This is a genomic window from Collinsella sp. AM12-1, from assembly GCF_003472325.1.
Lineage (GTDB): Bacteria > Actinomycetota > Coriobacteriia > Coriobacteriales > Coriobacteriaceae > Collinsella.
Map to the genome: position 1 here is coordinate 24,829 of NZ_QRLS01000010.1, position 16,011 is coordinate 40,839.

The following is a 16,011-nucleotide window of genomic DNA, read 5'->3' on the forward strand; positions in this document are numbered from 1 at the left end:
TGTATGTGTATCGATCTTAACCAGACGGCATTTCAGCTTGCCAATAAAATTAAACGCGTTTTAGATTCTGATGTTAGAATTCGTATCTCGTTAAACAACGCCACTTTCTTTGAATACGACTCGGATGAAGATGTCGTAATCATCGCTCCTGTTTCTTTGCTTGAAATTGAAGAAAAGGAGAAAGCGCAGATAGCGTCTCGGGCAGCATATGAGTTGGTTCTTATGAGTGCGAAAACCTCCGCGCGGAAGTTCAACGGCATTTTATTGCCTGACTGTTTCTTATATTGTGTGTATTCAACGCTACACGAGATAGGCCATCATGACTATTTTGTCAGCTCTTCCGCAACGGAGTTTCAAGGCCATGTTGCACAGCGCGAGTCACTTCTTGAGTTCTCTAAGGACAAGTTGATCAATGCAATTGCTTCGGGACAAGACCCACGTAATAGCCAGGAGATATTTGCGAGATCGTATAGGAATATTCCTTTTGAGAAGATAGCTGATGATTACGCCAGGAGATTGATGCCCGTCGTTCTTTCCAAACTCTTAGTAGAGGATGGACCAAATGAAGCAAAATGAGTCTATTGACGTTCGCTGCGATATGGCAACGATGCATGATTTTTTCCTAAATAAGATTGATGAATCGATTAAGGGAGGGCTCTACTTCGAAGCCGCTTGGCTAATCTATTCGTGTCTCGAGAATCGTTTCTTTCGAGTGTTAGACAAATATAAGCGGAACTGCAAATATTGCGTTAATGGCGGCAAATGCCGTAAGGGAAGCAACCAATTGGCAATCGGGACCAAGATCAAGTGTGTTGAAAGACTATATAACGCAGATGTGTCTCGTGTTCGCAGCTCTTTTTCAGCTGAGTTATTCGCTGAAGTGAGGTTGTGGGTCAAATTACGTAACAAACTAATGCATAACTTGCTGTCCCTTGAGCACTATGAAGAGCATTTTGATAATGACTTTAAAGAACTTGCTTTAAACGGGAAGAAAGTTGTGGACGACGTTTACGATGCCTGCACGAAATTTAGGGCGGCTTTCTTCGAACCCGGCTACGAGTTCATATTCCCTGAATCGTGCATGGAGCAATGTCCTTGTAAGCCGCGTAATCAATAGAAAGACGACTAATAACTATGTGTCGCATTCGGGGCCGTGATTCACAAAGTTATCTTCATACGGGATATTCGGTTTTGCTCATCGCGCTGGGCGTGGAGTGCGGGCTTGGTTGTGTGATGGCCCTGATTTGATTCACGCTTTATTTCTTCGTTGCCGGCATCTCAACAATATCGAAAGGACGGCCCACCATGGCCACATTACTTCAAGATAAATACGAGGCTCGTAAGGCCGAGGTCAATGCTCGCTTTGAGCAGCTCCGTGCTAACGAGGAGGAGCTCAACCGCATCTTCGCCAAAATTTACAACATGGAGGGCGAAGTGCCCATCGAGGTCGAGGATAAGTACGTCTCGGTGGCGCGCATCTTTGATACCGCCGACGAGATCCCCGAGAGCTATAAGGGCAACAAATACGTGCGCACCAAGCGTGACGAGATCACCTCGCTTATAAGCTATGCCGTGGGCTGCATGTTTGGCCGCTATTCGCTGGATGTGGACGGGCTGATTCTGGCCGATCAGGGCGCCACGGTCGATGACTATCTGGCCAAGATGCCCGATCCCACGCATGTGACCTTTATGCCCGATAGCGATAACGTGCTGCCCATCACCGACGACGAGTACTTTGACGACGACATCGTGCGCTACTTTATCGACTTTGTGCGCACCGTGTATGGCGAGGAGACGCTTGAGCAGAACCTGGCCTTTATTGCCGAGGCACTCGGCGGCAAGGGTACCTCGCGCGAGGTCATCCGCACCTACTTTTTGAAGGACTTCTTTAAGGACCACTGTCAGACCTACAAGAAGCGCCCCATCTACTGGCTGTTCGACAGCGGCAAAAAGAACGGCTTCAAGTGCCTTGTTTACATGCATCGCTATCAGCCCGACCTGTTGGCTCGCATCCGAACCGACTATGTGCATGAGCAGCAGGAGCGCTATCGCTCGCAGATCGGCTATGCCAACGATGCCCTTGCCAGTGCTGAGCGTGGTGAGCGCGTGCGCTTGGATAAGCGTGTCAAAAAGCTCAATGACCAGCTTAAAGAGACCATCGGCCACGAGGAGAAGTTGCACCACTTGGCAGACCAGATGATTAAGATCGACCTGGATGACGGCGTCAAGGTCAACTACGCCAAGTTTCAGGATGTACTGGCAAAGATCAAGTAAATGCAGATACGGTAAGGATATTCATGCCCAAGATCGATGTAGAAGAACAGCTTAAGCTGCGGTTTTTGCAGCCGTTGTCCGCATGCGCGCCGCGCCGTGTGGTGGTTTGGCACGATGCGGACGGCGAGTTTGCTCCTGAGTTTGAGCGATTGGCTGCCGAGGGTTTCGACGGCGTGGGGGCCGATGCCGGCGTAATGCCTGCTCACGGTGACTTTGAGCGTCCGGTGCGGTTTGTTGAGGCCTGCGAGGGCCGCATGTTTGCCGTCAAGAAGCTCATCAACCGCGATGACCTTGCGAACGATATCTTGCTGTATCGCCGTTGCCCGCGCGGCAGGCTTGAGGGCGATTGGCTTGCCGATGTTGAGCTGTATGCCGATCAGTTCCAGGCTGACTATCTTTCGCTTTTAGCTGATCAGCTGGGCATCGAGAATATCGACGCCGTGCGCGAGAGCCTGCGCGAGCACAAGACCTTCTTTGATGCCAAGACCCGCTGTGCTAAGTTTGCCGCGTGCGTTCCGCACGTCGCGGGCGCATCCGATATCGAGCTTGGAATCCTTACGGTGATCTTTGGCGGCAAGGAGCCGGGCGACGCGCGGCCCGCGTTTGTGCTGCGCGGCTGCATGGCCACACTGCTGCACGAGGGCCCCGAGGCGCTGGCTGCGCTGGTGGATAAGTACAGCTTGCGCGACGTCCTCTCTGCCTTTATGCTGCGCTGCTATGGGTTTGATGGGCCGCTGTACGAGCGCGACTCACTGCTTATGCTTGCATCCCATGTGCTCCTTACGGCGGCATCCACCGCGCTTCCCGAGGGGGCGCTCAAGGGACTCGAAAGCTATGTGGCTCCCGCCTACGGCCCCTATTGTCTTGAGGCGGTGCGTACGTGGGACCAGGCCGCCGATGTCCAGGCATCGAGCGAGGACCTATTTGAGATCTGCCGTTTGGTAGAGGATGCCCGTGGACTCTTTGCGCGGTTCGAGACCCTGCCAATCGATGCGTTGGTCTCGCTTGACGTGTTCCCGTGCGTCAACGAGGCTGTGCTCTCACAGTTGTTCAGCTCGTTTGCTCAGGGTGCGGACCGTGTTGAGAGTGCGCGCACATTTGCTGCGCGCCGTTGCGACCTAAGCTGGTACCGTCGTGTTGAGAGCTACTTTGACTTGCTTGCCGCTGTGGCCGATATGTGCGCGTTTAGGCAGGCACACGCGGGCGGGTTCCATCTGGCGCAACCCCAGCAGGTGTGGGATGCCTATACGTCCGATTGGTATTCCATGGATGCTGCCTATCGCCATATGTGCACCGCGTATTTGCGGGCGCGCTCTGTCGAGTGCGATGTGCTCGAGGAGCCTGCCCGAGCCGTGGTGGACTGGGCGGAGAATCTCTACAGCAACTGGTTTTTGGCCGATGCCAATGCCTGCTGGACATCCGCTGCGCAAGGGGAGTGGGCCGATTGCGGCTACATCGATGGCCCTGCACGGCAGGATGAATTCTACTGGCATGTGCTGCCCACCTTTGTGGGGTCTGCCAAAACGACGGTCGTTATCGTAAGCGACGCGCTGCGCTATGAGGTGGCCCGTGATGTCGCGGCGCTTCTCGAGCGCGAGCGCGGCGGCAACGTCAGGGTTTCTAGCATGCAGGCGGTCTTTCCCTCCATCACCGAGGTGGGCATGCCCGCGCTGCTGCCGCACCAAGCGCTTGAACTTGCAGCGGATGGCTCGCTTGTGTTGGCTGACGGCATGCCCACTGCGACGACTCCGCAGCGCGAGGCCGTACTTACCCACGTTGAGCCCACGGCCCGCGCTTTGCGCTCGAGCGCATACCTCAACATGGCGGGAACCGAGCGCAAGGCACTGCTCAAGGACTCCAAGCTCGTTTTTCTCTACCACAACAAGATCGATGCTACGGGCGAGAAGGCCGCTACGCAGGATGACGTCTTCGATGCCTGTGCGGACACCGTGGAGGAACTTGCTGCGTTGGCGCGTCGCGTGTGCACCGACGCCCCGGGCGCGCGTGTTGTTATAACGGCGGACCACGGCTTTATCTACACGCGTCGGGAGCTCAGCGAGTGCCAGATGCTCGGCAAGCCAGACCTTCCCTTCCTTGACGCTCCTGTCATGCACGGCAAGCGTCATCTGGTGGTGCCCAACGAGGCCGTGGCCAAGCTTTCGGAAGAGGCATGCGGGGTGTTTGTTAATGTTGGCATGGGACGTTTGGGTGCCGGTTTTGAGGGATTTGCCCCGCGCGAGAACGTGCACTTCAAGCGTCCCGGCGGCACTAACAACTACGTCCACGGCGGCATGAGCCTGCAGGAGCTCTGCGTGCCCGTTATCGGTTTTTGGCGTGCGCGCTCGGGTTCCAAGGACTTTGTCGACACGCGCGCGGCGACGCTGCGCGTGCTAAGCGAGGGACGCCGAGTGACCAACTCGCTCTTCTCGGTCAACTTGATCCAGGAAGAACCTGCCCAAGGTAAGGTCTTGCCGTGCGAGTACGAGCTGGTGTTTACCGATGCAAGTGGCAACGAGGTGAGCGATACGGTCAAGGCGCATGCCAACAAGACTTCTGTTAACTCGCAGGAGCGCGTGGTGCATGCCAAGTTTGCGTTGCATGCAGCGGATGGATTCTCGGCCAAGGGTCCGTACTATCTGGTCTGCCGCGAGCGCGAGACGGGCAAGATCGTTTGGCGCGAGACGTACACCATTGCTGTTTCGTTTGCCCCTGTTGCTGACTTTGGTTTTTAGGAGTGTGCCCTATGTTTGATGGCCATGACGACGATCTGTGGGAAGTTCCCTCGATTGATGTGAGTGCGCCGGTGGAGGCCGCGGTGCCTGCGGTGGAGGCTGTGCCTGCCCCGGAGGCCGTGGCCGCCGCGCCTGTTCCGGAGCCGGTGGCGGCCGCTGCGCCCGATGAGGTTGCGGCACCCGCCGAGGACGAGTCCTCGACCGATGGCTATGCCCAGGCCGTGGCCGACGCTCCCGAGGACGACGGCTATGACATGGATGTACTGGACGGCAAGCTGCTCGAGCACTTTGGCGGCAAGATCGTGCGCAAGGACCTCACGGCCCTTATGAAGCGTGGCGCCAACGTGCCTACCTTTGTGCTGGAGTACCTGCTGGGCATGTACTGCTCAACCGATGACGAGGATGCCGTGGCAGAGGGCCTGGAGCGCATCCGCAAGATCCTCACCGATAACTACGTGCGTCCCGACGAGTCCGAGCGCATCAAGTCCAAGATTCGCGAGCTGGGTCGCTTTACCATTATCGATAAGGTGACGGCCAAGCTCGACGAATACAAAGACATCTACGTGGCGTCGTTTGCCAATCTGACCATTGAGCCGTTTGTGATGCCGGCCGAGTACGTGCGCGACTACTCCAAGATTCTGCAGGGCGGCATTTGGTGCATCATGAGCATCGAGTATCGTCATCCCATGGAAGAGGAAGACGAGTTTGGCATGGAGGTCTTTGGCGACGATGCGCCGCGCCGTTCCAAGGCCAAGCGCAAAAAGCGCGGACCCGAGGACTCTCCGTTTAGCGTGGCGTCGCTCACGCCCATCCAGATGCCCAACCTGGACCTGGAGGCCATGATCGACGAGCGCCAGTATTTCTCGCGCGACGAGTGGCTCAACATGCTGCTGCGCTCTGCCGGCTATGAGCCCAGCGAGCTTTCGGAGAAGGAGCGCCTGCACTTTATCGAGCGCATGGTGCCGCTGATCGAGCGCAACTATAACCTGTGCGAGCTTGGTCCCCGCGGTACCGGCAAGAGCCATATCTACAAAGAGGTCTCGCCCTACGCCATCTTGCTTTCGGGCGGGCAGACCACCACGGCCAACCTGTTCGGCCGCATGAACTCCATGCGCGCCGATCGCGTGGGCTTGGTGGGTCACTGGGATTGCGTGACGTTCGACGAGGTCGCCGGCATGCGCTTTAAGGACACCAACGCCGTGCAGATCATGAAGGACTACATGGCCAGCGGCAGCTACGCGCGTGGCCGCGACCAGATTAACGCCGATGCCTCCATGGTCTTTGAGGGCAACATCAACGGCACCGTGCAAAACGTTCTTAAGACCACGCACCTGTTTGATCCGTTCCCGCCGGAGTTTAACAACGATTCGGCCTTCTTCGACCGTATCCACTATTACCTGCCGGGCTGGGAGATTCCCAAGATGCGCTCGAGCCTGCTGACCGGGCATTACGGCTTAATCACCGACTGCCTGTCGGAGTTTTGCAAGGAGATGCGCCGCAAGGACTTTACGCATCATATCGACCGCTACTTCCGCTTTAACAGCGACTTTAACAAGCGTGACGAGATCGCCGTGCGCAAGTCCTTTAGCGGCCTGGCCAAGCTGCTGTTCCCCGACGAGGCTATGGACAAGGACGACGTTCGTTGGCTGCTGGACTACGCCATCGAGGGCCGTCGCCGCGTAAAGGAGCAGCTCAAGATTATGGCGGGCGTCGAGTTTATCGACGTCAACCTGGGCTATATGGATGCCGACAATCCGCAGGACGTGCACGTGGTGCGCGTGCCCGAGCAGTCCGAGGATACGCTGATTCCCGACGGGCCGCTGCTGTCCGGTCACGTGTTTGGCGTGGGCAGGTCGCAGGGCGGCGAGGTTGCCGTGTACAAGTTGGAGAACAAGGCCGTTGCCGGCGAGTGCAAGTTTAAGCACGAGGGCGTGGCCTTTAACAAGCCGGTGCGCGATACGCTGGAGGCCGCGTGCGACAACTTTGTGAACCTGGCGAACCGCGTGGCGCCGGGCATGCACATCGGCTCCAAGGATTATTTGCTGTTCTACAACGACCTGCAGAGCAAGGGCCTGTCCGAAGAAGTTTCGCTCGCCGAGTTTGTGGGCCTGTGCTCTGCGGCGTGCAACCGTCCGGTGATGCCCGCGCTGGCGATTCCGGGAATCTTACGTATGTCGGGCTCCATGGACGAGATTCGTGGGCTCGAGGACATTATGCGCGTGGCCAAAAACGCCGGCGCCAAGCGTGTGATTTTGCCGCTGAGTGCCATCGCGGGTCTGCAGAGCGTTTCGTCCGAGATTATCTCGGGGCTGAGCCCGGTGTTCTACATGGATGGCGACCCGGTCGATGCCGCGAAAAAGGCGCTGGATCTGTAGGGGTGCGAGCGTGCGGGGCGTCCGGTGCTCGGGCGTTCCGCGAACAGTTGGTGCGTAGTGCGTGAGGAGGCCTTTCCATGGCGGACGAGCGTTCTGTTGGTGAGCTGCTCGACGAGCTGTTTGGCTTTGAATCGGTGGCCAAGCGCCAGGCGTCGCTTGAGCAGTACGATCGCGGAGAGTTGGTGCGCAAGGCGCGCTCCCGCGAGCTGCTGGGCGTACTTAGGGGCGTCGAGGCTGCCGAGCACGCTGCGCGCGACTCTGCCGTGCGGGCTGTTGACGGGTATGTTCGCCGTGTTGAGGGCGCTGCGCTTGCACGCGCTCGCAAGCAGGCGGGCGTTGCGGGTCCGCTGCAGATGGAGCGCCGCTATGCTGCCTTTTTGCGCATGGAGGACAAGGCTGAGTTGCTGGCGCGCCTGGAGCAGACGCTCTCGTTTATCGAGGTAAAGTTACGGGCCAATACGGCGGCCAGGGTTCGTGCAGCGTACGATGCTGCGGGAGCTATGGTGCTGCAGTCCGTGGCGCGCCTGAATGACGTGCGCGTTGTGGATGCCGTTCCTTTGGATGCCGACCTGCTGTGTACGCAGCTGGAGCAGTTGCGTTGTGCCGCCGATGCGACGGACCTTGCGGGCATGATCGCAGCGACGTTTGAGTCCGAGCTGAGCGCGACTGGCCCGCAGAGCGCTGACGGGTTTGTGGGCGACGTGGCCGGTGATGTTGCTGGTGATGTGGCGTTGGAGCGTGAACTTACCAACGTGCGCGGCGCTGCGCAGCGAGCGCGCTTGGCGGCACAGGCATATCGGGCGGAGCGCGCCGCCCGCATTGCGAGGAGCACGGTGGAGCCGGCATCGTTGCCCGAGTCTGCGTGCGTTGCGTGCGAGACGGCGTGCGATACCGGGGAGCTTTCCGAGTTGCTCGCTCAGGTTAAGAAGTCGTTTGTGACCTACCGCCGTGTTGTTGCCGACGGCGGGTTGTTCTGTGCGTTTGGCACGGGCTCCCCGCACGGCATTTGTTGTGGCACGAGCTATTTGGACTACGATTCTCGGCTTGATGAGGACGTGCTGGTGGGCGAGTACGATGGTGCAACCAGGCATACTGTTCGGCGCGAGGTTGCGATTCCCGAGCTGGTAGATGAGGCTTCGACTGAGGGCGGCGACTCGCTCGAGGTTGCCGTGGCGCGCATGCGCGAGTTTAACGGACGTTGCTACGATGGCGTGTTTGACGAGGATCCCGCGCGCCATGTGAATGCGTTTTGGTATGGACTCAAAAAGCTCAGCCAGTATTGCGAGGCCGCCGTGCGCGTAGATGAGCGTGCTTGGGATTGCTTTATCGATAAGGTGCAGTTCGCCTACGATGAACCCGTGGGGCGCCTGGCCACGCAGATGGACGACAAGCAGGTTGCGGCTTTTGTTGCTGCCGTGGACGCGCTCGGTGCTAGTGAGTAGGGTCCTGGTCTGGTAGGAGGTTTCATCTTGAAGATCGACGTTGATGTAGATCAGCTGCGCGAGAGTCAGCTCGATCGTGCGGGGAGTGCGGCAGGCGTTGGCTTTCCCGCTGCCATGCTCGACGTGATGGATATCGAGGACGAGTCGCCCCAAGAGCTCCTAGCCCGAGCCGAACGCGAGGGTCTCGACCTCCGCGACTTTGCCGTCGACGATGACTAGGGTAGCTAATTTGAGACGGGGCGTCTGCACCCGCGGCTGCGCGAAGATGAACGATAAACCGTCGCAATGGAGTCTAATGAGCTCGCGACCGTTCTATTTTGACTGCCTGCTGGCTAAGTGAGTAGGCTTTATTGGAAATCCTGAGCACACGACAAATTTGCTTTAACAAACTCGCAGGTCACAGACTTGTGCTTTGGTGACGTGGTCGGCGATTCGGTAAAAGTCTACTCACTTAGTTTTGAGAGACGCTAATTGTCCGCAACGAGATCCTAGCCGGGGCGATTTATGCTCAAATATGGTCAATTCGGGACGGCTACCCCTAGCCACTACGACGCCAGCGTGGCGATGACGGCTTCGTCGCCGGCGTATATGAGGGTGTCGCCGTCGGGGATGATCGTCTGGCCTTCGCGCTTGAGCATCACCACGATAAACGGGTGCTTGCCCTGCGGCACGTCGCGCAGGCGCTGACCGGCCAGGCGACCGTGGGGCGTCACGGTGACCTCGCGCAGCGTAACCTCGGCACGCTCTTCGAACGTTGGGGCTGCCATCACCAGCAGATCGCCTTCCTGGATCACGGTGTCGCCATTGGGCAGTACCGGATGCGCCCCGTCGCGCAGCACCAGGACCACGAGCATGTCCGTCGCGCTGCCAATATCGGCGAGCGAGCGACCGACAAACGGATGGCCCGCACTCACCTTGAGCTTTACAAACGACATGCCGTCCTCGTCGCGGTAGTCGTTAAAGGTGCGGCGTACGTCGCCGGCCGCATCGATCATATCGAGTTTCTTCGCCACCGCCGGCAGTAGCGAACCCTGCACCACAATGCTCGATACGGCAATCACAAACACCAGGTCAAACAGGTCGTGACCACCGGGAACGCCGGCTACCACGGCAAAGAGGCTAAAGACGACCGAAGCCGCGCCGCGCAAGCCCGCCCAGCTTACGAGTGCAACCTGGCGAGGGTTCGTCTTAAAGGGCACCAGCAGCAGACCGACGGCGATGGGGCGGCTCGCAAAGAGCATAAACGCCATGAGCGCCAGGCCCGGCAGCAGCATCTGCGGCAGGCGCGCGGGCGTGACGAGCAGACCCAGCAAAAAGAAGATGGTCATCTCGGCCATCTCGGTGAGGGTGTCAAAAAAGTGCGCCATCTCGACCTTGCCGGTGATGTCGCTCGCGCCCAGCACAATGCCGGCCAGGTACACGGCCAAAAAGCCGTTGCCGCCCAGATAGCTCGGCAATGCGTAGGCGACGATCGCCACGGCGAACAAAAAGATGGTCTGCGCGCCCTCGGCCGTTGCGTGCGCTCGTTCAATCAGGCGGCCCGCCGCCCAGCCGATGGCAAGGCCCAGGCCCGCGCCCAGGATAATCTGCTTGGCCAGCAGTGCGGGAATGTTGATGTCGCCGCCGGCTGCGAGTGTGGCGAGCACGGCGGTGAGCATGTAGGCGACGGGGTCGTTGGAGCCCGATTCGACCTCGAGCAGCGAGTCGGTGCCGCCCCTCAGCGAAAGGCTGTGCTCGCGCAGCACGCTAAAGACGCTGGCCGCGTCGGTGGACGCCACGACCGATCCCAGCAGCAGGCCGCCGATCCAGTCGAAGCCCAGCACAAAGTGGGCGAACACGCCGGTGATGCCAGCAGTGATGACGACGCCGAGCGTGCTCAGCAATACCGCGGGCACGGCAACGGGTTTGGCACGGTCGATATTGGTGTTAAAGCCGCCGTAGAACATGATGAACAGCAGCGCCGTGCTGCAGACGGTTTCGGTGAGCGCGTAGTCGCTAAATTCGATGTGCGCCGGCCCGTTGACGCCCAACAGCATGCCGAGCGCGATAAAGATGAGCAGGGTGGGGAAGGGGAGTTTTTTGCCGACGGGCTTGATGGTCAGGCACAGAATAATAACGAGGCCGATAAAGAGAAGGATCTGGTTCATGGATGGTGTCCGCTCCTGGGTGGTTGGCGTGGCACGGTCAGTTGTCTGCGGTTATTTGTACCCAAAGATGGTGGGTTTATGGGGTTGGATTGCGGGCGTGCGCGATATCGTCATAGACGGCTGCCGTCTTTGCCTCTGCTTGGAAACCCTTTCCAGCTTTATTGCAACGGAGTACAATGGGTAACGTTTAAGTTCAACTTGACGTTTTAGTTGCGGCGCCGGGCTTCGGCCGCAATGCAAGGAGAGGCGTACCATGGCGATCTATGTGACATCTGATGCTCACGGGCACGTGCGTGCGCTTGACGAGGCCCTGTCTAAGATTTCGCTGGCGTCCGACGACACGCTGTACGTGCTGGGCGACATGATCGATCGCGGGCCCGATCCGGTCGGCGTTATTAAGCTCGTGCGCTCGCTGCCCAACGCCCGCGTGCTCAAGGGCAATCACGAGCAGATCATGCTCGATGCCATCATTGGCCAGGATCCGCTCGATGCCGAGACCTGGGATATCAACGGTGGCTGGACGACGCGCGAGCAGCTCAACGACATGGAATTTGACGCATACGAGGAGCTCGTGCGATGGATGGCCGCGCTGCCGCTCTACGCGGTGGCCGAGACCGAGGAGCGCCCGTATCTGCTGGTACATGCTGGAATCGAGATGAAGGCGGCGCGCGCGTTTTTGCTTGAGCATGGCGTCGATTGTGCCGATGGCGTTGGAGCGGTGGGTGCCGATCGCGAGCTGCTGCAGCAGATGCTCGCGGTGCAGTCGGCCGATGACCTGCTGTGGATTCGTCACGGCTATTGGGATGCGCCGACCGGGCTGCTTTCTGCCGAGGGCAAGGGTCCGGTCGTGGTGAGCGGTCACACGCCAACGGTGTCGCTCGGGCGTTATTGCGAGGTCGGTGGTCTTGCGGGGCTCGATGAGGAGTCGGGCCGCGGGCAGATCGTGCGCCTGGGCGGCGAGGATGCCGCCGGTGTGCCCGATCGCATCGACATCGACTGCGCTGCCGCCACCGGCTCCGAGTTCGGTCGCGTGGGCATCCTGCGGCTCGATGATGGGGCGGAGTTCTACGCGAATATTCGCCCCGGGGAATAACTTTGTTCCGCCGTTCTACCGAACGGCGGCCACGTTGATGCTGCGCAGCCCCGAAGCACCCCATCTTGTCGCTCAAACCGTCGTTCGCGTACGGAAGTACGCGTCGCTCCTCTTTCGCGCCAACCTGGGGCACTTTGAGACTGCTCGCTGTCGGTGCCAAAACATCGACGTTTCTTTTCTTCAAATTGATTCGAATTAGACGCCGTACGGGTTGCGGTCGCGCTCGATGCGTTGGCGGATGTGGGCGTATTCGATAATCAGCAGCACCAGGAGTAGGGCCATGATGGCTAGGTAGCTCACCACGGCGCCCATCAGACCCAGCAGGTTGATCAGGATCACCGGCAGCACTACGCTTACGGCGAAGCAGATCAGGTAGATTTTGGTGACGTCGCCGGCATGGCGCAGCACCGTGATGATGGCGTAGAGAAAGTCGATGGCCGCGGTGACGCCGCCGGCGACAACCATCAGCAGTGCCAGCGTGCGGTAGCGCTCAAAATTGAGGCCGTACATGAAGCTCATGAGGGGAATACCGGGACCTGCCATAAATGCGGCGCACACGCTGGTGATGACCACGATCAGTGCCATAACGGCAACAATAATCAGGTCAAAGCGACGACGCTTGCGAGGATTAGCCCAAATGCTCGACAAGCGCAGGAGCTGCGGTTTATAGATAAATCCAATGCTCAGCAAAATAGCCTGCGCCGGAAAGAACAGGGCATTAAAGTACAGCTGATATTTGTATGCCAGCGTGCCTTCCATCACGAACTTGGGCATGCTCTCGATAAGGTTGAACAGGAACAGCGCACCAAAGAGCGGGGCGCACTGGATAAACAGGTGGCCGACCTCGCGCAGGCTCACGCGGCGCGATTTTTCGGTCTCGAGCAGGGCAAGCGGCGCGGTGACCAGCACGAGCGAGGCAATCGCGGCGATGCCCATGGCCATGGCCGCGATGGGCATACTGCGCGTAAGGAACAGCGCCATGCTAAAGACCGCGATGACGCCGGCGGAACGCAGCATTTGGCTCATGCCGGCCAAATAGAGCTTGTCGGCCTGCTGCAGGCGGCCCTCGTACACGTCCGCCACGCCGTCGATCACCTTATACAGGTAGACGCCCAGGCCGATCGTGGCCATCTGCGCATCGTAGCCGCGGGCGCTGCTGTATACCAGGCCGCATGCCAGCGCGAGCGCTCCGCAGAGCCAGCGGTTGAGCTGGTAGGAGGCGAAAGAGGTTTTTTCGTCGATATCCGAGACCTGGAAATTGCGCACGCCGTAGTTGCACGCGATCATGATGAGCGTGCCGGTGACAAAGGCGATGGAGAATTTGCCAGCCTCCTCGGCGCCCACGAGCTGTGTGGACACGATGGTGAGCAACGGAAACGCCATGCCCCACACGGCGGTGCCCAGGGTATTCCAAAGGTAGTCGCGACGGGTGGCGTGATCTTCGTACTCGGCTTCTTGTGTGGAGAAGCCGCCGCCGTAGACGGCTCCGAGCAGGCGGTTCCACCAAGCGTTGACCATGCGGCGGACGGGGCCGGGCTCCCGATCGCGTTCGCGCCGGCGACGGCGTGTGGCCTGGCTGCTGTCGGGGCCGCCGGCGTTGCGCTGGCTTAGCTCTTGGATTCGTGCGAGCTCCTCGGCGGTGTGCGATGCGGGGAACAGGCCGTTCTCGATGCGTCCGCCCTGCCCGTGCGCCCCGTCCGATACGGTGGGGTCGGCGACGCCATTGCGGCGGGCGATGGCGCGGCGAATGCTATCGAGGGGCGTGATGCTCAAAGCGGAGTCCTTTCTATTGCTGCACTCTAGTATAGACGCGACGGTGTTCGGTCGTGTTTTTGAACAGGTTGTTCGATAATTTCGGCGGCGCCATTCAGTAGACGGCATTTGGGGACGTTCCTTATGTGCCGGCACTTTGGGAACGTCCCTAAGTGCCGGCATCCGGGGACACTCCTTGGTTGTTGCCTGTTCAAGAGTGTCCCCAACGATTAGTCGTTTAAAAACGTCCCCAATGACTAGGCCGCTTGCGTGCGATTTTTGACCGTTGGGCGGGCGCTTCGCCGTTGCCGCAAAAACGTTTTTGCATATCGGGTACAACGGGCTTTACGTGAGTAAAGTGCGCGCCGCGTCCACGTGTCGCGTTTTTAAAGGAGGCCCCATGCCAGGTGTTACCCCTGCAGAAGTTCTGTCCAACTTTGGCATTACGCTGGTCGAAGATCCCGCCGAGAACCAGCCCCGCCTGCTGGTTGACCTGCCGGCAGCAGAACTCGTCGAGCACGCCATCCGCCGCAACGAAGGCCGCATGGCCTCCAACGGCGCACTGGTGATCGAGACGGGGGAGCGTACCGGACGCTCGCCCAACGACCGCTTTATCGTCGACACGCCCGACGTGCACGACAAGATCGCCTGGGGCGCGGTCAACCGCCCGCTGTCTGTCGAGAGCTACGAGGCCATCAAGGCCGGCATCGTCGACTATCTCAACGAGCGCGACGTGTTCGTCACTCGCGGTATGGCCGGTGCCGACCGCAACCATACGCGTCGTCTGCTTGTCGCCTGCGAGCGTGCCAGCCAGGCGCTCTTTATTAAGCAGATGCTCGCCCGCCCGCTTGCCCGTGAAATCGCACGCACCGGCGAGCCGGACTTCTGCGTGCTCGCCGCGCCGGGCTACCAGTGCGATCCCGCCATCAAGGGCCTCAACTCCAGCGCCGCCGTGGTCATTAACTTCCAGGAGCGCGTGATTCTGGTCGCCGGCACCGGCTACTCCGGCGAGATCAAAAAGTCCATTTTCAGCGTCATGAATTACCTGCTGCCCGTCGAGGACGACGTGCTGCCCATGCATTGCTCGGCCAGTATGGACCCCGTCACGCATGAGACCGCCGTGTTCTTTGGCCTCTCCGGCACCGGCAAGACCACGCTTTCGGCCAACCCCACGCGCCTGCTGATCGGCGACGACGAGCACGGTTGGTCCGACATGGGCATCTTCAACATCGAGGGTGGCTGCTACGCCAAATGCGAGGGCCTGGACGCGTTCCACGAGCCCGAAATCTTCAACGCTGTCCGCTTTGGCGCGATCTGCGAAAACGTGGTGCTCGACGAGAACCGCAAGCCCAGCTACGACGACATCTCGATCACGCACAATACGCGCGTGGCCTACCCCGTCGAGCATATCCCCAACGCGTGGACCAAGGGCATGGGCACCACTCCGAGCGTCGTACTGTTTTTGACCTGCGATGCCTTTGGCGTGTTGCCGCCCATCTCGCGTCTAACGGCCGATGCCGCCATGTATCACTTTGTGACGGGCTTTACGGCCAAGATCCCCGGCACCGAGGTCGGCGTCACCGAGCCTACGCCCACGTTCTCTTCGCTGTTCGGCGAGCCGTTTATGCCACTCGACCCCATGGTTTACGCCAAGATGCTCGGCGAGCGCATTGCCGACGGCCGCACGCGTGTGTACCTGGTCAACACCGGCTGGATCGGCGGCGGCTACGGCGTGGGTCATCGCATCGAGCTTGCCTACACGCGCGCCCTGGTGGCCCGCGCCCTCGACGGCACCATCGAGGACAGCGAGTTCGTGCACGACGACATCTTTAATGTCGACATTCCCACTACGTGCCACGGTGTGCCCGACGGCATCCTGGTGCCGCGCCAGTACTGGCAGAGCACCGCGCGCTTCGACGAGGCCGCGCACAACCTGGCGGTGATGTTCGAGGAGAACTTCGAGAAGAAGTACTCGCACCTGCCCGAGTCCGTCAAAGCCGCAGGCCCGCACGTTCAAGTACACGCCGACGCCCGTCATCGCGGCCGCGGGCTGCTGGGACTTCGCCACTAGCTTCGCCGTGAGTCCATATCCACCACAAAGGGGACAGGCACCTTTGTGGTGGTTTTGCTCGCGTGGATGACTCGGGTTACAATGCGCCTGACATATCGTCCCCTTCTCCGGATGGGGACAGCGCA

Annotated in this window: 11 protein-coding genes; 9 read left to right on the forward strand and 2 right to left on the reverse strand. The window is 59.6% G+C overall.

All coding sequences use genetic code 11. The features are described 5' to 3' along the window. Window positions 1-3 precede the first annotated feature (3 nt). The 7 genes from DW136_RS06215 to DW136_RS06245 all read left to right on the forward strand — a co-directional run bounded on the left by DW136_RS06215 (window position 4) and on the right by DW136_RS06245 (window position 9,042). On the forward strand, window positions 4-576 hold the full coding sequence (locus tag DW136_RS06215) for a hypothetical protein (RefSeq protein WP_117583762.1): 573 nt from the start codon (window positions 4-6) through the stop codon (window positions 574-576). After that, on the forward strand, window positions 563-1,117 hold the full coding sequence (locus DW136_RS06220) for a hypothetical protein (protein WP_117583761.1): 555 nt from the start codon (window positions 563-565) through the stop codon (window positions 1,115-1,117). Before DW136_RS06215 ends, DW136_RS06220 begins: the two co-directional genes overlap by 14 nt. 188 nt (window positions 1,118-1,305) lie before the next feature. After that, window positions 1,306-2,274: a hypothetical protein gene (locus tag DW136_RS06225; RefSeq protein WP_118289283.1), complete on the forward strand. Its 969-nt coding sequence runs from the start codon at window positions 1,306-1,308 to the stop codon at window positions 2,272-2,274. Between the two features lie 23 nt (window positions 2,275-2,297). Continuing rightward, window positions 2,298-5,006 carry a BREX-1 system phosphatase PglZ type A gene (gene pglZ / locus DW136_RS06230; RefSeq protein ID WP_117583759.1) on the forward strand — a complete coding sequence of 903 codons (2,709 nt, stop codon included), beginning with the start codon at window positions 2,298-2,300 and terminating at the stop codon, window positions 5,004-5,006. A gap of 11 nt (window positions 5,007-5,017) precedes the next feature. Then, the gene (gene brxL, locus DW136_RS06235; protein WP_199580191.1) at window positions 5,018-7,381 is read left to right on the forward strand and encodes a protease Lon-related BREX system protein BrxL; all 2,364 of its coding nucleotides are present in this window, start codon (window positions 5,018-5,020) and stop codon (window positions 7,379-7,381) included. A gap of 77 nt (window positions 7,382-7,458) precedes the next feature. Further along, on the forward strand, window positions 7,459-8,823 hold the full coding sequence (locus DW136_RS06240; RefSeq protein ID WP_118289284.1) for a hypothetical protein: 1,365 nt from the start codon (window positions 7,459-7,461) through the stop codon (window positions 8,821-8,823). A gap of 27 nt (window positions 8,824-8,850) precedes the next feature. Next, window positions 8,851-9,042 carry a hypothetical protein gene (locus tag DW136_RS06245; protein WP_117583757.1) on the forward strand — a complete coding sequence of 64 codons (192 nt, stop codon included), beginning with the start codon at window positions 8,851-8,853 and terminating at the stop codon, window positions 9,040-9,042. A gap of 326 nt (window positions 9,043-9,368) precedes the next feature. Here DW136_RS06245 and DW136_RS06250 read toward each other — a convergent pair whose 3' ends face one another. Then, window positions 9,369-10,970, reverse strand: coding sequence for a potassium/proton antiporter (locus tag DW136_RS06250; protein WP_117629082.1), 1,602 nt, complete (start codon window positions 10,968-10,970; stop codon window positions 9,369-9,371). 253 nt (window positions 10,971-11,223) lie between these two features. Between DW136_RS06250 and DW136_RS06260 the strand changes: the two genes are divergently transcribed. After that, entirely contained in the window at window positions 11,224-12,063 is an 840-nt protein-coding gene (locus tag DW136_RS06260) for a metallophosphoesterase (RefSeq protein ID WP_117629084.1), read from the forward strand. Window positions 12,064-12,258: 195 nt separating this feature from the next. On the opposite strand, the gene DW136_RS06265 is transcribed toward DW136_RS06260, so the two are convergent. Then, the gene (locus DW136_RS06265) at window positions 12,259-13,836 is read right to left on the reverse strand and encodes a lipopolysaccharide biosynthesis protein (protein WP_369831443.1); all 1,578 of its coding nucleotides are present in this window, start codon (window positions 13,834-13,836) and stop codon (window positions 12,259-12,261) included. A 379-nt stretch (window positions 13,837-14,215) separates the two neighbouring features. On the opposite strand from DW136_RS06265, the gene pckA reads away from it, so the two are divergent. Then, a complete protein-coding gene (gene pckA / locus DW136_RS06270) occupies window positions 14,216-15,886 on the forward strand; it encodes a phosphoenolpyruvate carboxykinase (ATP) (RefSeq protein ID WP_117716815.1) in 1,671 nt (556 codons plus the stop codon). Window positions 15,887-16,011 lie beyond the last annotated feature (125 nt).